Consider the following 20,414-nt stretch of genomic DNA (forward strand, 5'->3'; position numbering starts at 1 on the left):
ATGGAGGAACAGGCATTGGATGGCGGGTGCGTGTTAACGGGCACTGCCCAACTAGTGCGGGTGAACGCCCTTACGGGGGCGGCCCGGGGACAGTGGCGGGCCCTGAAAGCAACCCTTTCCCCGCAAGTGATTAGTGCGCTTTCAGCGGAAACGCCCGTTGTGGTTGTTCCGGAAAATGCGACCGTAACCATTCAGGGCAGTGGGCCAGCGGTGGTGCTTGCGGGTCCCGCAAGTCGCGTGCGGTACTGTGAAGTGCACCAAGCAACCGTAGCTGGGAGTCCTACCCTTATTGCAGCGGAGCCTGCAAGTCACGTTGACTGGACGGTGGTGAATGCCGGAAAGGACTCGAATAAAACGCGGGTTAACTACGTTCGGGTTGCGCGGGATGCGCAGGTGACCTGGCGGGTGGGAGAACTTACTACCGGTCAGGATCACGTGGTTCTCAAGGCGGATTTGGTTGGCGCGGGCGCCCACGTGGCGTTATCCGTAGCGGCGTTAGCAGGTCAGTTAAGCCAGCAACGAATTACCGCGGACATTACGCACCAGGTTCCCGCTACCACGGCAACCATTGCCCAGTACGGGGTGGTGTTGACGGCTGGTCAGCTAAACTTTGATACTACGGGCCGGATTGTTGCGGGGGCTCATCAGGCGGCGATGACCCAGCAAAGTAAGGTGCTCCTGATGACCCCGCAGGGAACGGGAACGGTTAATCCCCAGCTACTGATTGATGAGGATGACGTGACGGCCGCCCATGCTGCCAGCATTGGCCGGTTGGCGGCGGATCAGCTCTTTTACTTACAGAGTCGGGGCTTGTCACGGCAACAGATTGTCCGGTTGATTGCCCGGGGATTTCTCAGGCCGGTAATTGATCAGGTTGAGAATGCGGCGGTGCGGCAAACCCTGCAGGCATTAATTGAAAGGCGGGTGACGGCGGATGCAGTCGGTTGATGCGGTCCGGGCGGACTTTCCGTTTTTAAATCAGATAATGAACGGGCACCCGTTAATTTACCTGGACAACGCCGCTACCACGCAAAAACCACGGCCGGTATTACGGGCGTTGCGGCAGTATTACACCCAGGAAAACGTTAACGTCCACCGGGGCGGTTACGCCCGGGCGGCGGCTACCACGGCGGAGTACGAGGAGGTTCGCACGCGGGTGGCCCACCTAATTAACGCGCCGTCAGCCCGCGAGGTCGTTTTTACGAAGGGCACGACCGAAGCGTTAAACTGGGCGGCGTTTGGTGGGGCGGTTTCCCTGAAGCCCGGGGATGAAATCTTAGTAACAGTGATGGAGCACCACAGTAACCTGGTACCGTGGCAGGTGCTTGCTGCTCGAAGCGGTGCGGTTCTTCGGTTCGTTGAAGTAACAGCGGATGGAATCCTGGATTGGGCTGACTTTCAGCGAAAACTCTCGGCGCGAACCCGGGTAGTGGCGGTCAGTGCAACGTCAAACGTGTTGGGAACCGTTAACCCGGTGACAGCAATTGCCCGGATTGCCCATAAAGCGGGAGCGCTCGTTGTTGTGGATGCGGCCCAGGCAGTCGGGCACATGCCGGTTGACGTGCAGAAATGGGGGGCAGACCTCGTTGCGTTTTCGGGCCATAAGATGCTTGGCCCGACCGGAATTGGCGTGTTGTGGGGGCAACGCGCTGTGCTCGAACGGATGCACCCCCTTGAATACGGCGGGGAAATGATTAGCGCGGTAACGCGGGACGAAACGACCTTTAAGGAAGTTCCGTGGTGTTTTGAGGGGGGCACCCAAAACATTGCGGGGGTCATCGGGCTCGGAAAGGCAATCCAGTACCTGGAACGGCAGGGAATTGGGGCGATTCAGGCCCGGGAACAGCAGTTAGCTGCGCGCCTTGCGACGGGGCTCCGTGCGCTTCCGCAAGTGACGGTGTACGGCCCGGTATCCGGAAAACAACGGAACGGGGTGGTGGCCTTTAACGTTGGTTCCCTACACGCTCACGACGTCGCAACGGCGTTGGACGCTCAGGGAACGGCGGTGCGGGCGGGCCACCATTGTGCGCAGGTGCTGATGAAGCATCTCGGCGTGTCCGGGACGGTGCGGGCGAGCGTGGCGTTTTATAATACCACGGCAGAAGTAGATGCACTGGTAGCGCAGGTTGAACGAACGGAGGCGTTTTTTAAAAAATATGGAATGGGATGAGTTGTCGGAATTATACGGCCAGGTAATTATTGAGCGGGCGCAGGATCCGCGGTGGTTTCATCCGCTCAAGGGAAGTGTGCAGCGGGCCGTGGTAAACCCGACGTGCGGGGATGCGTTTACCGTGGCGGTTACTCGGGACAGCAACCGCATTACCGGGGTAGCAATCACCGCGGGGGACGGGTGCATGATTGCCCGGGCAGCTGCGGCGGTTGTTTGCAATCTTGTGGATCACCAGCCGGTTGAAGAAGCGCAGGCGCGTCTCCGGGCGTTTACCGCATTAGTAACCCATAAACGGGCGCTAACGACCGAAGAACAGGAGAAACTTGGTGACGGAATGGCGTTTACCGGGGTTGCCCGGTTTCCCGTTCGCGTGAAGTGTGCGTTATTAGCGTGTGAGGGGGTGCAACGGATCATTGACAGTAACAGTTCCAGGTGAGAAGAAGTCCCAGTACGGGTTTAAGGACCGAGTTACTCCCATCCTAACGACCGGCCAGGGGTTAAACGAAGCGGTAATCCGGCAAATTTCGGCAGCAAAACACGAACCGGAGTGGATGTTACGGTTTCGCTTGCGGGCGTACGCAACGTACCGCAAACTCCCGCTCCCGCAGTTTGGCCCTGACCTGAGTGCGTTAGATTTTGAGAAGATTAACTATTTTCGGCGGGATACTTCCCGGCCGGTCCGGCGGTGGAAAGACGTTCCCGCCCAGATTAAGGAAACCTTTGAACGGCTAGGGGTCCCCCAAGCGGAACGACAGTACTTAGCGGGATCGTCCGCCCAGTACGAGTCTGAGGTGGTGTACCACCACGTGCAGGAAGAGTTAGCGCAGCAGGGAGTGGTCTTTATGGCGATGGACTCCGCGGTTCAGCGGTATCCGAAACTGGTGCGCCAGTACTTTGGGACCCTTGTGCCGCCGAATGATAACAAGATGGCGGCGTTGAATTCGGCGGCATGGTCGGGGGGAACTTTTATCTACGTTCCGCCCCACGTCCGGTGTACCGTGCCACTTCAAAGTTATTTCCGGATTAACGCCGGGAATTCGGGGCAGTTTGAGCGGACGTTAATCATTGTCGATGAGGGGGCTCAGGTGAACTACGTTGAGGGGTGTACCGCGCCTAATTACTCCGCGGATAGCTTACACGCCGCCGTGGTTGAGGTGTTTGTTAAGCCCCACGCGACCTGCCGGTATACCACCATTCAAAATTGGTCCGATAACGTTTATAGTTTGGAAACGAAGCGGGCGCAGGCCTTTGAGCAGGCTACGATGGAGTGGGTTGATGGTAACCTGGGTTCGAAGGTCACGATGAAGTATCCGAGTGTTTACCTCGATGGCCCCGGAGCCCGGGGAACGATGCTGTCGGTTGCGTTTGCGGGCAGTGATTCCCGCGGAAACGGGATTATTTCAGACACGGGAGCCCGGATGATTCACCGTGCGCCGCAAACGTCCTCAACGATTGTGTCCAAGTCGCTGTGTAAGAATGGGGGGCACGCCGATTACCGCGGGGAGGTACGGATGACCCCGGCAGCCACGGGGGCGTTTGCGCACGTGGAATGCGATACGCTGATCCTCGACGATCATTCGGGAAGCGATACCCTGCCGGTGAACACCGTGCAGCAGGCGGCGGATGCCCAAATTGAGCACGAAGCAAAGGTGTCGAAGGTTTCGGCAGCACAACTGTTTTACCTGATGAGCCGCGGGCTTACCGAAAAACAGGCCACCGAAATGATTGTGATGGGCTTTCTGACGCCGTTTACGAAGGAGTTGCCGATGGAGTACGCGGTTGAATTAAACCGGTTGATTGAATACCAGATGGACGGTGCCGTAGGGTAACGGCCGGGGAGGAATAGTAAATAACCCGCACATCGCTGAGCGGTTCAGTGGTGTGCGGGTTACTGTATGCGATTATTTCTTTTCCTTTAAGATGTAGATTGGCCGGTGTTTAACCTCGGCGTAAATCTTGCCGATGTACTTGCCGACAATTCCCAGGCAGGACAACTGAATTCCGCCGATGAAAAGCATGATGCAGACCATTGACGGCCAGCCCGCGGTTGGATTACCAAAGAAAATTTTGGCGGTGATAATCCATAAAATTCCAATTAACGAAACAAAGGCGGTCAACGCCCCGATAAACGTGGCGATATCAAGCGGTGCCTGGGAGAAGTTGACGATGCCGTCAATCGAATATTGGAAAAGTTTCCAGAAGTTCCAGCTCGTTGTTCCGGCAGCCCGTTCCCGGTTCTTGTATTCCAGGTACTTTGTGTTAAACCCAACCCAGCTGAAAATGCCCTTAGAGAAGCGGTTGTATTCGCTCATTAACAGGATGGCGTCCACCATCTGGCGGGTCATCATCCGGTAGTCCCGCGCCCCGTCAACGATCTCGGTATCCGAGATCCGGTTAATCAGTTTGTAGAACATCCGGGCGAAGAAGGACCGGACGGGCGGTTCGCCTTCCCGGGTTAGGCGGCGGGTCCCCACGCAATCGTAGTCCTCGTTAGGGTCTTCCAGGTACTTGAGCATGATTGGCAACATTTCCGGCGGGTCCTGGAGGTCAACGTCCATGACAACGACGTAATCGCCGGTTGCCTGTTGTAAACCGCAATACAGGGCGGCTTCCTTCCCGAAATTCCGGGAAAACGAGGCGTAGTGAACATGCTGCGGGTCCTTTTCCTGGAGCTTGCGCATTTCGGCGAGGGTGCCGTCCGTTGATCCGTCGTTAATAAACCAGTATTCGAGTTCAACGTCCTTCAGCTCCGGGGCGACCCGTTGAACGGCATCGTAAAAGAGGGGGACGGACTCCTCCTCAAAGTAGCACGGGACGATGATTGAAAGCTTCTTTGTCATTTTTATATGTCGGTTCCTTTCATTTAATCGGTTGCGGTGAACTTGCGCATAATGTTATTCGCAAAGGCGTCAAGCTGATCGATGGCCTCATCATTATCGGGTGCCAGGTTGATTTTAACCGGGGCGCTTCCCCGCTGGGCGCCAGTAGCAGCCAGGGCCTCATCAAACTTTTCAACCGCCGTGCAGAAGAATTCACCGTAAAACGTATCGCCCGAGCCCGCAACGCCGAAGATTTTACCACTGAGGTCAACCGTTGCGAGGTCGTCGTAAAAGTCCAGGCCTTCCTCGGGGAGGGCGCCATCGTCATACGTGTACGGACAAACAATGCAAATGTCGCTTGCTGTAAACGCACTAACGTCTGTCTGGGAGATTTCGGTCATCGTGACGTCCGCGCCGAGGTCTTCAAAGGCATCGGCAATTACGCCGGCCACCTCTTCGTTGTTTCCGGTAATCGTGGCGTAAACGATTTGAACGCGTGGTTGCATAGAATTCACCGTCCTTGAAAAATAAACTTGCTCCTTCCATTATAACAAAAACGGTGGTGGCGTTTATAAAAAATTCCGCGGTGGTTGCAATTAGGCTTATAATGAAGGTAATTATCAGTATGAAGGGTTGGGTAGGACATGATTACGTTAAAGTCAGAACGTGAAATTGATGAAATGGCTAAGTCTGGTGCCATCCTTGCGGGATTTCACCGGGAAGTGCGGAAATTAATCAAGCCGGGCGTTTCTAGTTGGGAAATCGAAAAGCTAGCACGGCGGTACTACAAGGAGCACGATGCCATCGCCGAACAGATTGGGTTTGAGGGCTACAAGTACGCCACGTGCGTGAGCGTTAACGACGAAATTTGTCATGGCTTTCCGCGGAAGAACTTGATCTTAAAGGACGGCGACCTGGTAAAGGTTGATACGGTGGTTAACTATCACGGGGCCATGAGTGACTCGTGCTGGAGTTACGTCGTTGGGAAGAGCACGCCGGAATTAGACAAGTTGATGCAGGTCACCCATGACGCCCTGTACCTGGGGATTGACCAAGCCCAGGTGGGGAACCGGATTGGCGATATCGGGGCAGCTATTCAACATTACGTGGAAGATGAAAACGGCTTTGGGGATGTGCGCGAGTTTATCGGCCACGGGATTGGGCCAACGATGCACGAAAGCCCGGACGTTCCGCATTATGGGGTTGCCGGGAAGGGCGTCCGGCTCCGTCCTGGAATGACGATTACGATTGAACCAATGGTTAACCTGGGCGACTGGAAGGCTGTCATGGATGACCCGAATGGGTGGACTGCCCGGACGGCCGATGGGAGCGTCTCCTGCCAGTTTGAACACACGATTGCGATTACTACCGATGGACCGAAAATTTTGACTTCTCAGGACCCGGTAACGGACCGCGACTATTTGTGGAGCAAATCCAACGATTAAGCAAAACTTCCTGTATTTTATTGCCACGCCGCGGGAATACTGGTAGAATACGCTTCGTACTTGTATATGGATTTAACGGGAATACCAATAATTCAAAGTAAGAGGTATTTGACTATGAAAGTTAGAAAAGCAATTATTCCGGCAGCGGGACTCGGGACCCGTTTTTTACCGGCGACAAAGGCGATGCCGAAGGAAATGTTACCAATCGTTGATAAGCCAACGATTCAGTACATTGTCGAGGAAGCCCGGGAGTCCGGAATTGAGGATATCTTGATTATCACCGGAAAGAACAAGCGGCCGATTGAGGACCACTTTGATTCCGTGCCGGAGCTTGAACAAAACTTGAAGGCTAAGGGCAAGACGAAGATGCTGGAGTTGGTGGAGGAAACAACCGACCTAAACATCTACTTTATCCGGCAGTCCCACCCACGTGGTCTGGGAGACGCCGTTCTGATGGCAAAGGACTTCGTTGGGAACGAGCCGTTCGTCGTGATGCTTGGGGATGACCTGATGAAGGACGAGGTGCCGTTGACTAAGCAGTTGATGGACCGGTATGAGGAGACAAATGCCTCAACGCTAGCCGTAATGAAGGTGCCGCACGAAGAGGTTAATAAGTACGGGGTGATTGATCCTGCTGCCGAAACAAGGCCGGGGTTGTACGACGTTCGGCGGTTTGTTGAAAAGCCGGCGGTGGAGGAAGCCCCATCAGACCTGGCAATCATCGGCCGGTACCTGTTGACGCCGGAAATCTTTGGGATGCTGGAGACCCAGCAGCCGGGGGCCGGAAACGAAATCCAGCTGACCGACGCCATTGACCGGTTGAATAAGGTTCAACGGGTCTTTGCCCATGAATTTAAGGGTGATCGTTTCGACGTGGGGTACAAGTTTGGCTACTTAAAGACGTCAATTCAGTTCGGGTTAAAGCACCCTGAGGTGAAGGACGAGCTGACGGCTTACATTAAGCAATTAGCGAAGAAACTCTAATTTAATACGAAACAGGAACGAGCGCTATCCGGACGGGTGGCGCTCGTTTTTGCGTTTCAAAGTGAAGGGGCGCCCGCCGCATGAAACGGGTGTGACGGGTGTGGTGATATCCAAAAAGGGGCTGAGGACCAAATAGGTCTCAAAGGGGCTGAGGACCAAATAGGTCTCAGCCCCTTTTGAATAATAGGTAATCAGTTATTAGATTGTGCAACTCTCACATTCGTTGACGCTGACCTCACCGTTATCATCGGTAAACGTCCGGACGTAGTAGATGGACTTGCAGCCCTTTGCGTGGGCGTAGTTCCGGAGAATGTTAAGGTCCCGGGTAGTCATCTTATTGGTGCGCCCGTCCTTCCACGGGTAGAGCCCCTCTGGAATCGTTGAGCGCATGTAGAACGTCATACTAATTCCCTGGTCAACGTGCTCCTGGGCAGCGGCGTACATGTCAATCATCTTCCGCATATCAATATCGTAAGCTGACAGGTAGTACGGCAGGGTATCGTTTGAAAGGTACGGTGCCGGGTAGTACACCTTTCCGGTCTTGTTTTCCTGCCGCTCCTCCACGAGATTAATGATTGGCTGCAGGCTTGCCGTTGCATCGTTAACGTACGAAACGGACCCCGTTGGCGGGATGGCAATTCTGTTTTGGTGGTAAAGGCCGTCCTTCATGACAGCGGCCTTTAACTTAGCCCAGTCGTCCTTAGTTGGGATAAAGATGCCGTCAAAGAGGGCCTTCACCTTCTCTGATTTTGGCCCCCAGTCCTGGTCAAGGTACTTGTCGAAGTAGGTACCGTCCGCATACTTGCTCTGGTCAAAGTCCTTGAACGTTTCCTGCCGTTCGCGGGCAATCTTATTAGAAGCAACTAGCGTCCAGTAGTTAATCAGCATGAAGTACACGCTGGTAAACTCGATGGCTTCCGGAGAACCGTAGTAGATATGGTTCTTAGCCAGGTAGCCGTGCATTCCCATTGCGCCCAGCCCAATCGTGTGGGCCACGCTGTTACCGTAGTCGATGGACGGAACAACGTCGATGTTTTCGTTGTCGGTAACAAACGTCAACGCCCGCACCATCGTTTCAACGGACTTCCCGAAGTCAGGGCTGGCCATCAGGTTAACGATGTTGGTGGACCCAAGGTTGCAGCTCACGTCGGTTCCCATTTCCGTGTACTCCTGCTTGTTGTTAATCCGGGAAATTTCCTGAGGCTGCATGATTTCCGAACACAGGTTACTCATGATAATCTTGCCCTTAACTGGGTTGGCCCGGTTGGCTACGTCGACGTTCATAATGTACGGGTAGCCGGATTCTTGCTGGAGCTTGCTGATTTCGGTTTCAAGCTCCCGGGCCCGGATCTTCTTCTTAGGGATGTCCGGGTTTGCTACCATGTTGTCGTATTCCTTGGTGATGTCGACGTAGGCAAACGGTTTCCCGTAGGCCCGTTCAACCCCCCACGGATCGAAGAGGTACATGTCCTCGTCCTTGGCGGCTAACTCGTAGAACTTATCCGGAATAACCACCCCGAGAGAAAGGGTCTTCACCCGCACCTTTTCGTCGGCGTTTTCCTTCTTGGTTGCCAGGAAGGCCATGATGTCGGGATGGAAAACGTTCAGGTAAACCACGCCGGCGCCCTGTCGCTGTCCCAGTTGGTTGGAGTAGGAGAAGCTATCTTCGAGCAGCTTCATTACGGGGATCACCCCGGAAGCAGCCCCCTCAATTCCCTTGATGGGGGCACCAGCGCCCCGAAGGTTACTCAGGGAAATGCCGACCCCACCACCGATCCGGGAAAGTTCCAGGGCGGAGTTAATCGTCCGGCCGATAGAATTCATATCGTCGGTCGTTTGAAGCAGGAAGCAGGAAACCATTTCTCCCCGCCGGGCCCGGCCAGCATTCAGGAAGGTTGGGGTCGCTGGTTGGTACCGCTGGGTAACGAGTTCTTCGGCAAGATCGAGGGCCAACTGTTCATCGCCGTCTGCCATGTATAGGGCGTTGGTTGCCATCCGGTCAATGATTGTTTCCAGGTAGTACTCGTTATCAAGCGTCTTCATGGCGTACTGGTTGTAGAACTTGTAGGCGGCCATAAACGACTTGAAGTGGAAGTGCGCCGCATTAAGCTGGGCGTATAACTTCTTAATGAAGTCCATGCTGTACTTCTTAACGAAGGTTTCCTCGAGGTACCCGTTCTTTACGAGGTAGTCGAACCGCTCCTCAAGTGAATCGAAGTGTTTGAGATTGGGCTCCACGTTTTCCTTAAGAAACGCCTGAAGGGCTTCCTGATCCTTTTCGAGTTGAATTTTACCGTTGAGGGGGATGTTGACCTGGTTGTTGAGGTCGTAGTACGTTACTTTATCACGATCAATCGCAGATAGACTCACTGGTTCCACCACTTTCTTAGTTAATTACTGGTTTAAAAAAAGTGAACCAACAACGTGTTCACTTTTCATTAGTCACAATTTGCTTTTACGTAATGTCTTAGACGGATTATTCGGCGATAACCTGTTGTAGAAGGTCTGGCCGGAACCCGTTGACAACGGGCTCAGCGTCACGTTCAACGACCGGAACGCTCTGGAATCCCTGTTCCTTTAAGTAGTCAACGTATTCAGGATGATCGGAAATGTTCCGTTCCTCAAAGGCAACCCCGTGGGCTTTAAGAAATTTCTTTGTCATCTTGCACTGAATGCAGTTGTTCTTCGTGTATACCGTTAGACTCATGATTATCATCACCATTCCGTTTCTTTTGCTTACGTGAACCTAGTATACCGTGTTTCCGGAAAAAAGCAAGGCTAAAACACAAGATATTGTGGATAATAATCGATTAAAATCCGATATATGGTGGATAACGGCTGCGAATAATTCCTGGATTTTGTTGCTTAACGGGGGCAATTTAGCGTATGATAAAAGTATCAAATTTACTAACGGGGTGTCCGAGGGTGACGGAATACTACTACTCAACACAACCAACGGCTGCGCACGATGAGCAGACGTTTTCGTTTTCCTTATTAGGAAGTAATTTACGGTTTACGACCGATAGCGGGGTGTTCTCGCGGCGGACCGTTGATTACGGTAGCCGGACCCTCCTTACGGCCCTCGAACAGGCAACCATTGTCCCTCATAAAATTCTTGATGTGGGGTGCGGATACGGTCCGCTGGGACTTGCACTAGCGCGGCGTTTTCCTGATAGTCAAGTAACGATGAGTGACGTTAACAAACGGGCGCTTGCGCTTGCGCGGCGGAACGCCGATGCCAACCAGGTGAAGAACGTAACGGTTTGCCAGTCAGACGGGTACGCAGCAATTCCCGCAACGGATTATGATCTGATTATCACTAATCCACCGGTTCGGGCGGGGAAAAAGGTTGTCCACGGGATTTTAGCCGGCGCAGGTGACCACCTTGTTTCTGGAGGCACACTATATGTTGTGTTACAGAAAAAACAGGGGGCGCCATCGGCGAAGAAACTAATGGAAGCAACGTTTGGTAATTGTCAGGTTGTTCTGAAGCAAAAGGGCTACTACGTGCTAAGGAGTGAACGGTAATGGTGTTAGCGGCAGGCGAACAGGTGAAGTTCATGCAAGAAGCTCTCTATGAGGCTCAAAAGGCTGCTGCCATCGGAGAAGTGCCGATTGGGTGCGTAGTGGTCCGGGATGGCCGCGTTATCGGGCGGGGGCATAACCTGCGCGAACACAGTGAAGACGCAACGATGCACGCCGAGATCATGGCAATTCAGGAGGCAAACGCGGCACTGGATAGTTGGCGGTTGGTTGATTGTGATTTGTTCGTGACCCTTGAACCATGCCCAATGTGTTGTGGGGCCATTATCAATTCCCGGATCCGGGGGGTTTATTACGGTGCGCCGGACAAAAAGGCTGGCGCAGCGGGAACCCTGATGAATTTACTGACTGATTCGCGGTTTAACCATCAGGCTGAGGTGTATCCGGGAGTGTTGCAGGAGCAGTGCGCTGCCCGGTTAACCCAGTTCTTCCAGGAAGTCCGGCGGAAACAGCGGTTGGCACGACGGCGGGCCAAGCGGGAAGATTAAGGCTAGCTTTTTGGGGAGTTTTCATGTATCATAGACTTTGCCGTAAGGCCTTAGGACAATGTTGTCCTTACGAACCGTGTCAGGTCCGGAAGGAAGCAGCACTAAGTTTGGTTCAGCATGTGTCCTAAGTTGATATGAATGGAAACTCCCGGTTCGTTCCCGAACCGGGAGATTTTTGTCCCCCAACATACATATTTAACGGAGTAAGGAGGAGAACCATGGCTTACCAAGCACTTTATCGGGTATGGCGGCCCCAGCGGTTTGCGGATTTAGTCGGACAACAGCTAGTTACCCGGACGCTGCGGAACGCCTTAGCAACCGGGCAAACGTCCCATGCGTACCTATTTACTGGCCCCCGGGGGACCGGGAAAACGTCTGCGGCTAAGATTTTTGCCAAGGCTATTAACTGTCATCACCAGCAGGACGGTGAGCCGTGTAACGAGTGCGCCACCTGTAAGGCAATCACCAACGGGACGCTGGGTGACGTAATCGAAATCGATGCGGCCTCCAACAACGGGGTGGAGGAAATCCGCGACATCCGGGATAAGGCGAAGTATGCGCCGACCGAGGCCGACTATAAGGTGTACATCATCGATGAAGTTCATATGCTGTCGACCGGGGCGTTTAATGCGCTGTTAAAAACACTGGAAGAACCCCCGGCAAACGTCGTCTTTATCCTGGCAACAACCGAACCCCAAAAGATTCCGGCAACGATAATTTCCCGGACCCAGCGGTTTGACTTCCATCGGATTAAGCCCCAGGTGATTTTGGACCGGATGACGATGATTCTCGAACAAAAGGGGGTCACCGCTGATGAAGAAGCCCTGAAGGTGATCGCCCAGGCAGCTGATGGGGGCATGCGGGACGCGTTAAGCATCCTCGATCAGGTGATCTCGTTTGGTGAAAACGAGGTTACCCTGGAGAACGCCCTGATGGTGACGGGCAGTGCCACGCAACAGGACTTGGATAATTACGTGGCTGCGGTGATTGCCGGACAAACGGCGCCTGCGCTGGAGCTAATTCATAAGTTGCTTGATGAAGGCAAGGACGCCCAGCGGTTGGTTGAGGACGTTCTTTTATACTGCCGGGACTTAATGCTTTACCGGCAAGCGCCAGATGAGGTCACCCACCTTGAGCTGGGCCGGTTAAGTGCCCAGTTTAAGGAGCTGGCTGCTCAGATTGACCCGGAGCGGATTGTTACGATGGTTGATGTTTTGAACGAGGAACTGGAGGCCATGCGGTTTAGCGCCCACGCCACCGTTTACCTGGAAGTGATGACGGTGCGGTTGGCCCAATCCAAGTCAACCGGTGATAGTCAAGTGGATGGGGGTGCAACAAGTGCCGAGCTGGCGGCGCTTCAACAGCAGGTTAAGCACCTTCAGCAACAGCTGACTGCCCTTCAACCCGGGAAGAGTGCGGCGCCTCGCGGAAATAAGCCCGCACCAACGAAACCCCAGCCGGAAGCCCCCATTAAAGTGGATATGGCAGCCGTTACCAGTGTGTTAGACGGAGCTACGCGCCAGGCCCGGGACGAAGTTTTACGGGAGTGGGATAACCTGCCCGCTCAGATGAACGCCCAGCATGCGGCCTATGTCCGGACCTTGACGCCCCTTGCGGCAGGGCACGACCGGATTTTATTGGGGTGCAAGTACGATTACCTGTATCAGCGGATGGAAACCCAGGACTTCCCGGCCACGCTGGCGGCCACGTTAGCGGGCTTGCTGGGATACCAGCCAACGATTGTGATTTTACCGGTATCACGGTGGGCTCAGGTGCGGCAGGACTACTACGCCAAGCATAAGCACCAGCACTCCCAGTTTGATGCCGCCGCTGCCCCGGCAGCAGCTAAACAGGCCCAACCGGAAGCGGTGACGAAGGCGCAGCAGTTGTTTGGCGATGCGGTCACCGTCAAGGATGATTAGAAGATTGATGATATGAATTAATGAAGGGATGAATAAAATGCGTGGAATGGGACAAATGCCTAATATGCAAAACATGATGAAGCAGGTTCAGCGGATGCAAAAGCAGATGCAGGCGGATCAGGAAAAACTGACCACCACCACCTTTACCGGAAAAGCGGCTAATGACATGGTGACGGTGACGTTTACCGGTGACCGGCAAATGAAGGACATTGCGATCAAGCCGGAAGCCGTTGATCCGGACGACGTGGAAATGTTGCAGGACCTCATTTTAATGGCGGTAAACGACGCAATGCAGCAGATTGATCAGCAAACCCAGCAGGCGTTAGGCCAGTACGCAAATAAGTTACGGTAAGAAGGGAGGGGGTGGCCGTGCAGTATCCAGAACCAATTGCCCGGTTGATTGATAGTTATATGAAACTACCGGGAATCGGGAGTAAGACGGCAGAGCGGTTAGCGTTCTACACCCTCGATATGGATAACGATGACGTTACGGCGTTTTCTCAGGCATTGGTTGCCGCCAAGCGGGACATTCACTACTGTTCAATCTGTGGTAACATTACCGCGAGTGACCCGTGTGCGGTGTGCCGGGATAAAACCCGGGACCAGGACCAGGTGATTGTGGTTGAGCAACCCAAGGACGTGATGGCACTCGAAAAAATGAACGAGTACCACGGGTTGTACCACGTGTTGCACGGGGTGCTTTCCCCGATTGATGGGAAGGGACCGGAAGACATTAATATCCGCAGTCTGGTGACCCGCTTGCAGCAAAACGAACAGATTAAGGAAGTTATTTTGGCAACCAACGCCACGCCGGAAGGGGAGGCCACGGCGATGTACATTGCCCGGTTGGTCAAACCAGCGGGGATTAAGGTTACCCGGCTAGCCCACGGGTTGGCTGTCGGTAGTGATATTGAATACGCGGATGAGATGACGCTCTTTAAGGCGCTTGAAGGCCGGCAGGAACTGTAGCCGGCGAGAAAACAAGAAGATAGGATTGGAAATTTAAGGATGGCAGACAAGTTAACCGGAACATTTGTAACGTTAGAGGGAATTGACGGCTCGGGCAAAACGAGTGTCCTGCGGCAGATTGTTGCTTACCTGGCAGCACATCTTTCCGTTGACCAGTACGTGATTACCCGGGAGCCTGGCGGGAATAGTATTTCTGAAGCAATTCGGCAGGTGATTTTAGACCCCCGGAATACGGGAATGGATGCCCGCACGGAAGCTCTGTTATACGCTGCTTCCCGCCGGCAATACCTGGTAGAAACGGTGCTGCCAGCATTGCGGGCCGGGAAACTGGTGATTTCTGACCGGTATGTTGATAGCTCCCTGGTATACCAGGGAAGTGGGCGCCATCTGGGAATTGATCCGGTACGGCAGATTAACGCATTTGCAACGGACGGGTTGATGCCGCAGTTAACGTTGTACTTTGATATTGAGCCGGCTGAGGGGCTGGCACGGATTAATAGTCATCGTGCTGGGGAAAAGGTTGACCGGCTTGATCAGGAACGGTTGCAGTTTTACCAGGACACGCGGAACGCCTACCTTAAACTAGCCGCTCAGGAACCGGACAGGATTATAACGTTGGATGCCAGTCAGCCACTGGCAACGGTGACCGAGCAAGCCTTGACAGTAATGCGTGCGCGCCTAAAAGAGCTGCAGTAAGGAGAGTAAATTGACGATTCCGGTGACAACTAAACACCCTCACCTCGCGACCCATTTCGCCCGGTTGGCGCAGAAAAAGACGCTCGCCCATGCGTACCTGTTTACGGGAGCAACTGGGGCGGGGAAGACTGCGTTGGCCCGGTGGGTTGCACAGGCGTGCTTATGTGTGCAGCCGCAAGTAAACGGGCAGCCGTGCGGCCAGTGTGACGAGTGCCACCGAATTCAACGGGACGAGCACCCTGATGTTTTGCACATTGTCCCGGACGGCCAAACCATTAAGGTCAATCAAATCCGCCTTCTGCGCAGTGAGTTTAGTAAGAGTGGGGTTGAGGGGCTCCAAAAATTTTTCATCATTAGCGAAGCGGAGAAGATGACCGCCAGTGCTGCCAACAGCCTGTTAAAGTTTTTGGAGGAGCCTACCGGGCAGGTGACGGCGTTTCTTCTCAGTGCACACCCCCAGCAGCTGCTCCCGACAATTGTTTCTCGGTGCCAGGTGGTGAAGGTTGCACCGCCAACGGTTGCTCAGCTCAGAGAAGCGTTGCGGGCGGCGGGGGCAACCACGGAGCTGCAGGAACTTTTGCCGCTCATTACGCGGGACCAGCAGGTTGCTTTACGGTTGGCGGGCGATCCGGTAGTTCCCAAACTAATCACGGCGATTAAACAGTGGTTTACCCAGATTTGCCAGGGTGATTACCGGGCGTTTGTGGCCGTTCAAACTCGGATTATGCCGGAAGCGACAAGTCCGGAACTACGGTCCATGGCTGTGGATTTAGTGGTTCAACTAACCCGTACCCTGCTTCTGACTGCTGTTTCCGCTCAGGATGAGACTCCGCCCTTTCCGGATATGGCGGCCCTGTTTAACCAGGTGGTTGCCCGGGTTTCCAAAAAGCAACTTACGGCAGGAGTCACGGCAGCGCTTGGGGTTTCCCGGCAGTTAGCCGCGAACGTTTCGTTTCAGAACGCCTTTGAGGGGCTAACATTACGGTTAATTACCGTATTGCATTAGGAAGGTGATCCGATGGAAAAAAAGGAATTATACGATAGTTTTGATCAGTTAACGGCGGCATTGAACCAGATAACGGCGACGGTCGAGAAGTTAAAGGAAGCAACGGCTACTGCCATCGAAAAGAATGCGGAATTGGAGATTGAAAACGAGCATCTTCATGAGCGGTTAGCCGAACTGGGACAACAGGAGAATACAAGCGACCAGGCGGCGACAGGGCAGATGACCCAGTCACGCCGCAACCTTGAACGCCTATATAATGAAGGGTTTCATGTTTGCAATAACTTTTATGGCAAACGGCGGAAGAACGATGAGCCGTGTGCCTTTTGTGTCACCTTAATTTACGGGGAGCAACGCGCATGATTAGGCAAACAAGTAGTTTTCAGGAGTCTTCGACGGGAAAGTTGTACTTAGTGCCGACCCCCATTGGAAATCTAAATGATATGACTCCCCGGGCCGTTGAGGTGCTTCAAGCCGCCGATTTAATTGCGGCGGAGGATACGCGGAATACCCAGCGACTCCTTAATCACTTTGAAATCACGACCCCACAGATTAGTTTTCATGAATATAACACCCGCGAGCGGGTTCCCCAGCTGGTCGCTAAGTTGCAGGCGGGGGAAAACATTGCCCAGGTAAGCGACGCGGGGATGCCTTCGATTAGTGATCCGGGGCGGGAACTGGTTGCGGCGTGCACGCAGCAGGGGATTCCGGTCATTCCCTTACCGGGGCCAAACGCCGCACTTACAGCCTTGATTGCTTCGGGAATTGCCCCGCAGCCGTTTCTTTTTTATGGCTTCTTACCCCGGAAGAAGGGGGCATTGGCAGCGGCAATTGCTCAGCTTGTAAACGAGCGGCCGACGCTAATTTTTTATGAGGCGCCGCACCGGTTAGCCAAAACGCTGACTGCCCTTGCGGATGGGTTGGGTGCAGAGCGCTCCGTATGCCTGTGCCGGGAATTAACCAAGCGGTACGAGGAGTTTTTGCGGGGGACGTTAGCGGATGCCGTTGAATGGGCGAAAGATGCCACAATCCGGGGAGAATTTGTTATTATTGTGGCGGGGAATGAGCACCCGACTGTACAGAAAGAGCCGCAGGAGCAGGGCTCCCTAACCGAACAGGTTGACCGGTTAATTACCAGCGAGCATCTCCGGCCGACCGACGCGATTAAGCGGGTCGCCAAGCAAAACGGGCTAAAAAAACAAGCGGTCTACAATGAATATCACGGGTTAAATAAGGAGTAGCACATGGCAGGGAAGATTTATTCGTATCGTCACCAGATTGTTGATTATGAAATGAGTGTGACGGGCAACGTTAAGCTGACAACGTTGCTTAACCTATTAATGCTGGCGTCAGAACAGCAGAGTACCGAACTTGGAGTGGGCGCAGCGCAGGTTCAGGCGCGCGGTTTAGGGTGGATTGTTACCCAGCACGACCTGCACGTCACCCGGTGGCCCCATTACGGTGAGACCATTACGGTTTTCACCCAGGCAACGTCGTATAATAAATACTTCTGTTACCGTGATTTTTGGATTGAGGACGCCCAGGGGACGGAGATTGTTCGCATGCACACCGTCTTTGTGTTAATCGACCTGGATAAGCGCAAAATCGTCCCGGTGGCTGCCGACCTGGTCGATATTTTTCAGGCGGATAAGGTGCGGCGCGGAGAACGGATTACCAACCCCGCCAAGGTGACGGCTCCGGACGCCGGAAAGGATTATGCCATTCGGTTTACTGACCTTGACTTAAACCGCCACGTGCATAATACCAATTATTTTGATTGGATGACGGATGCCCTGGACCGGGAATTTTTACTCCGGCACGAACCAGTGCGGGTCAACATTAAATATGAAAAAGAACTACACTACGGCGATGTCGCCCGCAGTGAGGTCCAGTTTATTAGTGATGACCACCTCCGGACGGCCCATCAGATTAAAAACGGTGATGAGGTCAACTGCGTGGCTGAAATCGAGTGGCGGCCAATCGCGGCTGGTAAAGGAGACCACGAATGAAAATCTTAGCGATTGATACTTCTAATATGCCGTTGACGGTGGCGGTCCTTGATGATGAGCGGCTCCTTGCAACGATGACTACGACCGTGCGGCGGGACCACGGGGCGACCCTGATGCCCGTTATCGCAGCTCTGCTTGAGCGGGCGGCGGTTTCGGTGGATGAGATTGACCGCTTTGTCGTCGCAGCCGGCCCAGGTTCATATACCGGACTGCGAATCGGGGCGACCACCGCAAAAACGTTGGCGGCAACGCTCAACCGGGAACTAGTTGGTGTCTCCAGCCTGCGGGTGTTGGCGGCCGGATACCGGCCAGAACATCACCGGCTAATTGTGCCGGTGTTTGATGCACGGCGAAATAACGTGTTTGCCGGCGCATACCGGTGGCACCGGGATCAGTTGACGGAGGTCATTCCGGACCAACATATTTCACTGGTTGATTTGGCAACGGCCATCCGGGATGAGGACTACGTGTTTGTTGGGAGTGATTGCTGGCAGCTCCACGAGCAACTCGTTGACCTGTTTGGGCGTGACGTTCACGTTGCTCCGGCGCAGTTTAACTATCCGCAAGCATACGTCCTCGGTCTGTTGGGGCGGCAAAGGGCGCCGGTAACAAACGTGGATGCGTTTGTTCCGCGGTACTTGCGGTTAACCCAGGCCGAAGCTGATTGGTACCAGCAACATCCAGAAGAAAAGGGGCACCCAACCAACTATGTGGAAAAGTATTAAACAGTTAACGAATGCCATTACCCAGCGGCGGCAGCGCCGGGAAGCATTGGAGTTTCAGAACCACGACGTGCAGGTTGAGCACGATAATTACCTGGTGTGCCGGGCGGTTGTCCCGGATATCCCGGAAATGATTACGCTTGAACAGGCGATTTTTCACGGCCATGCGCCGTGGTCAGCGGCTCAGTTAGAACGGGAACTAAACGACCGCCAGCACTACATGTACCTCGCATTCCGGCACAATGACCGGTTAGTTGCGTTTGCCGGGTGTCGGTTTGACTTAGCCAACGGGACGGCCGACATTACGCGGATTGCCGTCCTTCCCCAGTACCTTCACCGGGGCGTGGGGGAACGGTTAATCCGCGGTCTCACGCAGGAGGCCCAGCAGCACGGGTGCCAGCAAATCAAACTGGCGGTTAAGGAAACAAACACCGATGAACAACACCGGTATGCGCGGGTTGGCTTTGGCAAACGGCGGACGGTTAAGAATTACTATAAGTTAACCGACCACGAAGCAGAGGATGCCGTTGAAATGCAGTATGACAAGGGAGACCAATCATAATGGGAAAACGAACCCTGATTTTAGCATTTGAATCAAGTTGCGATGAGACGAGCGTTGCGGTGATTGAAAACGGCGCAACAATCCTTTCTAACGTTGTGGCTACCCAAATTAAGAGTCACCAACGTTTTGGGGGTGTCGTTCCGGAGGTTGCCAGCCGCCACCATATCGAACAGGTGACGTGGTGCTTAAACGCGGCGATGCAGGAGGCCCACGTGACCTACGATGATCTTACGGCGGTGGCCGTAACGTACGGTCCGGGGTTGGTAGGCGCCCTCTTGGTGGGAGTGGCTGCTGCCAAGGCGGTGGCGTTTGCCCACCACTTGCCGTTGATTCCGGTCAACCACATGGCTGGGCACATCTATGCGGCCCGGTTTGCAGGGGAAATCAAGTTCCCGGCACTCGCTCTCCTTGTTTCCGGCGGGCACACCGAATTAGTGTGGTTGAAGGAAGAGGGTTCCTTCGTGATTATTGGGGATACCCGCGACGATGCGGCCGGTGAAGCGTACGATAAGGTCGGCCGGGTGCTCGGTGTTGCGTATCCGGCAGGAAAGGAACTGGATGCGATGGCCCACCGCGGCCACGACACGTTTAGCTTTCCCCGGGCGATGCTGCAGGAGGATAACCTCGACTTCAGTTTTAGTGGTCTGAAGAGTGCGTTTATTAATACGGTGCACCATGCCGACCAGGTCGGGGAACAACTCTCACGGGATGACCTGGCAGCTAGCTTCCAGCAGGCTGTTGTAGACATTCTTGTGACCAAGACCACGCGGGCTCTTCGCCAGTACCCAACGACCCGGCAACTGATCCTCGCCGGGGGAGTCGCTGCGAATACGGGGTTGCGCAGTCAGTTAACGGATGCGATGCGGGCTTTTCCGCGGGTGGAGCTTCTCCAAGCGCCGTTAAAACTGTGCGGGGATAACGCCGCCATGATTGGGGCGGCCGGGACGATGCTTTACCAGCACGGAGTCCAGGCAGACCTTAATCTTAACGCCGATCCATCCCTCGAGTTCCCGTACCTTGACGAAATTGAAAAATAATTAGATTGAAAAACAGACGAGCACGTGGGAGTTAATTGCTTTTGA

General features: G+C 54.1%; 23 protein-coding genes and 1 other RNA gene. 20 read left to right on the forward strand and 4 right to left on the reverse strand.

From position 1 onward, the window contains the following. From QOR60_RS00065 to sufB, 4 genes are read left to right on the forward strand one after another with little or no spacing between them, the layout of a single operon-like run. Complete coding sequence (locus tag QOR60_RS00065; RefSeq protein ID WP_283581324.1) at positions 1 to 948, forward strand: SufD family Fe-S cluster assembly protein; 948 nt, start codon at positions 1 to 3, stop codon at positions 946 to 948. Beyond that, complete coding sequence (locus tag QOR60_RS00070; RefSeq protein WP_283581325.1) at positions 935 to 2,170, forward strand: aminotransferase class V-fold PLP-dependent enzyme; 1,236 nt, start codon at positions 935 to 937, stop codon at positions 2,168 to 2,170. The genes QOR60_RS00065 and QOR60_RS00070 overlap by 14 nt, the downstream gene beginning before the upstream one ends. Continuing rightward, entirely contained in the window at positions 2,157 to 2,606 is a 450-nt protein-coding gene (sufU, locus tag QOR60_RS00075; protein ID WP_283581326.1) for a Fe-S cluster assembly sulfur transfer protein SufU, read from the forward strand. Before QOR60_RS00070 ends, sufU begins: the two co-directional genes overlap by 14 nt. Beyond that, on the forward strand, positions 2,584 to 3,999 hold the full coding sequence (gene sufB, locus QOR60_RS00080) for a Fe-S cluster assembly protein SufB (protein ID WP_283581327.1): 1,416 nt from the start codon (positions 2,584 to 2,586) through the stop codon (positions 3,997 to 3,999). Before sufU ends, sufB begins: the two co-directional genes overlap by 23 nt. Positions 4,000 to 4,071: 72 nt before the next feature. Here sufB and QOR60_RS00085 read toward each other — a convergent pair whose 3' ends face one another. Continuing rightward, positions 4,072 to 5,010, reverse strand: coding sequence for a glycosyltransferase family 2 protein (locus tag QOR60_RS00085; RefSeq protein ID WP_283581328.1), 939 nt, complete (start codon positions 5,008 to 5,010; stop codon positions 4,072 to 4,074). A gap of 23 nt (positions 5,011 to 5,033) precedes the next feature. Continuing rightward, positions 5,034 to 5,495: a flavodoxin gene (locus QOR60_RS00090; RefSeq protein ID WP_283581329.1), complete on the reverse strand. Its 462-nt coding sequence runs from the start codon at positions 5,493 to 5,495 to the stop codon at positions 5,034 to 5,036. 138 nt (positions 5,496 to 5,633) lie between these two features. Between QOR60_RS00090 and map the strand changes: the two genes are divergently transcribed. After that, the gene (gene map / locus QOR60_RS00095; protein WP_283581330.1) at positions 5,634 to 6,434 is read left to right on the forward strand and encodes a type I methionyl aminopeptidase; all 801 of its coding nucleotides are present in this window, start codon (positions 5,634 to 5,636) and stop codon (positions 6,432 to 6,434) included. A 114-nt stretch (positions 6,435 to 6,548) separates the two neighbouring features. Beyond that, positions 6,549 to 7,418: a UTP--glucose-1-phosphate uridylyltransferase GalU gene (gene galU / locus QOR60_RS00100; RefSeq protein ID WP_283581331.1), complete on the forward strand. Its 870-nt coding sequence runs from the start codon at positions 6,549 to 6,551 to the stop codon at positions 7,416 to 7,418. Between the two features lie 198 nt (positions 7,419 to 7,616). On the opposite strand, the gene nrdE is transcribed toward galU, so the two are convergent. Both nrdE and nrdH read right to left on the reverse strand, forming a co-directional pair. After that, on the reverse strand, positions 7,617 to 9,788 hold the full coding sequence (gene nrdE, locus QOR60_RS00105) for a class 1b ribonucleoside-diphosphate reductase subunit alpha (protein WP_283581332.1): 2,172 nt from the start codon (positions 9,786 to 9,788) through the stop codon (positions 7,617 to 7,619). Positions 9,789 to 9,894: 106 nt separating this feature from the next. Continuing rightward, positions 9,895 to 10,125: a glutaredoxin-like protein NrdH gene (gene nrdH, locus QOR60_RS00110; protein ID WP_283581333.1), complete on the reverse strand. Its 231-nt coding sequence runs from the start codon at positions 10,123 to 10,125 to the stop codon at positions 9,895 to 9,897. Positions 10,126 to 10,343: 218 nt separating this feature from the next. Here nrdH and QOR60_RS00115 point away from each other — a divergent pair, with 218 nt between their 5' ends. From QOR60_RS00115 to tsaD, 14 genes are all read left to right on the forward strand, one after another. Then, on the forward strand, positions 10,344 to 10,946 hold the full coding sequence (locus QOR60_RS00115; RefSeq protein WP_283581334.1) for a class I SAM-dependent methyltransferase: 603 nt from the start codon (positions 10,344 to 10,346) through the stop codon (positions 10,944 to 10,946). Further along, on the forward strand, positions 10,946 to 11,449 hold the full coding sequence (gene tadA / locus QOR60_RS00120; RefSeq protein ID WP_283581335.1) for a tRNA adenosine(34) deaminase TadA: 504 nt from the start codon (positions 10,946 to 10,948) through the stop codon (positions 11,447 to 11,449). Before QOR60_RS00115 ends, tadA begins: the two co-directional genes overlap by 1 nt. A 47-nt stretch (positions 11,450 to 11,496) precedes the next feature. After that, positions 11,497 to 11,583, forward strand: an RNA gene (ffs, locus tag QOR60_RS00125) — signal recognition particle sRNA small type. An 84-nt stretch (positions 11,584 to 11,667) separates the two neighbouring features. Beyond that, complete coding sequence (gene dnaX, locus QOR60_RS00130; protein ID WP_283581336.1) at positions 11,668 to 13,371, forward strand: DNA polymerase III subunit gamma/tau; 1,704 nt, start codon at positions 11,668 to 11,670, stop codon at positions 13,369 to 13,371. 37 nt (positions 13,372 to 13,408) lie between these two features. After that, positions 13,409 to 13,723, forward strand: coding sequence for a YbaB/EbfC family nucleoid-associated protein (locus QOR60_RS00135; RefSeq protein ID WP_283581337.1), 315 nt, complete (start codon positions 13,409 to 13,411; stop codon positions 13,721 to 13,723). 17 nt (positions 13,724 to 13,740) lie between these two features. Continuing rightward, a complete protein-coding gene (gene recR / locus QOR60_RS00140; RefSeq protein ID WP_283581338.1) occupies positions 13,741 to 14,340 on the forward strand; it encodes a recombination mediator RecR in 600 nt (199 codons plus the stop codon). Positions 14,341 to 14,379: 39 nt separating this feature from the next. After that, entirely contained in the window at positions 14,380 to 15,036 is a 657-nt protein-coding gene (gene tmk / locus QOR60_RS00145; RefSeq protein WP_283581339.1) for a dTMP kinase, read from the forward strand. A 22-nt stretch (positions 15,037 to 15,058) separates the two neighbouring features. After that, entirely contained in the window at positions 15,059 to 16,042 is a 984-nt protein-coding gene (gene holB, locus QOR60_RS00150; RefSeq protein WP_283581340.1) for a DNA polymerase III subunit delta', read from the forward strand. A gap of 12 nt (positions 16,043 to 16,054) precedes the next feature. Then, a complete protein-coding gene (locus QOR60_RS00155) occupies positions 16,055 to 16,402 on the forward strand; it encodes a DNA replication initiation control protein YabA (RefSeq protein WP_283581341.1) in 348 nt (115 codons plus the stop codon). Further along, positions 16,402 to 17,280: a 16S rRNA (cytidine(1402)-2'-O)-methyltransferase gene (rsmI, locus tag QOR60_RS00160; protein ID WP_283581989.1), complete on the forward strand. Its 879-nt coding sequence runs from the start codon at positions 16,402 to 16,404 to the stop codon at positions 17,278 to 17,280. The genes QOR60_RS00155 and rsmI overlap by 1 nt, the downstream gene beginning before the upstream one ends. 3 nt (positions 17,281 to 17,283) lie before the next feature. Further along, positions 17,284 to 18,048: an acyl-[acyl-carrier-protein] thioesterase gene (locus QOR60_RS00165; RefSeq protein WP_283581342.1), complete on the forward strand. Its 765-nt coding sequence runs from the start codon at positions 17,284 to 17,286 to the stop codon at positions 18,046 to 18,048. After that, positions 18,045 to 18,773, forward strand: coding sequence for a tRNA (adenosine(37)-N6)-threonylcarbamoyltransferase complex dimerization subunit type 1 TsaB (tsaB, locus tag QOR60_RS00170; protein WP_283581343.1), 729 nt, complete (start codon positions 18,045 to 18,047; stop codon positions 18,771 to 18,773). The genes QOR60_RS00165 and tsaB overlap by 4 nt, the downstream gene beginning before the upstream one ends. Beyond that, positions 18,757 to 19,332, forward strand: a complete 576-nt coding sequence (rimI, locus tag QOR60_RS00175) for a ribosomal protein S18-alanine N-acetyltransferase (protein ID WP_283581344.1) — start codon at positions 18,757 to 18,759, stop codon at positions 19,330 to 19,332. The genes tsaB and rimI overlap by 17 nt, the downstream gene beginning before the upstream one ends. After that, the gene (tsaD, locus tag QOR60_RS00180) at positions 19,332 to 20,369 is read left to right on the forward strand and encodes a tRNA (adenosine(37)-N6)-threonylcarbamoyltransferase complex transferase subunit TsaD (RefSeq protein ID WP_283581345.1); all 1,038 of its coding nucleotides are present in this window, start codon (positions 19,332 to 19,334) and stop codon (positions 20,367 to 20,369) included. The genes rimI and tsaD overlap by 1 nt, the downstream gene beginning before the upstream one ends. Positions 20,370 to 20,414: the final 45 nt, after the last annotated feature.

The organism is Ligilactobacillus hohenheimensis (genome assembly GCF_947381805.1).
GTDB lineage: Bacteria > Bacillota > Bacilli > Lactobacillales > Lactobacillaceae > Ligilactobacillus > Ligilactobacillus hohenheimensis.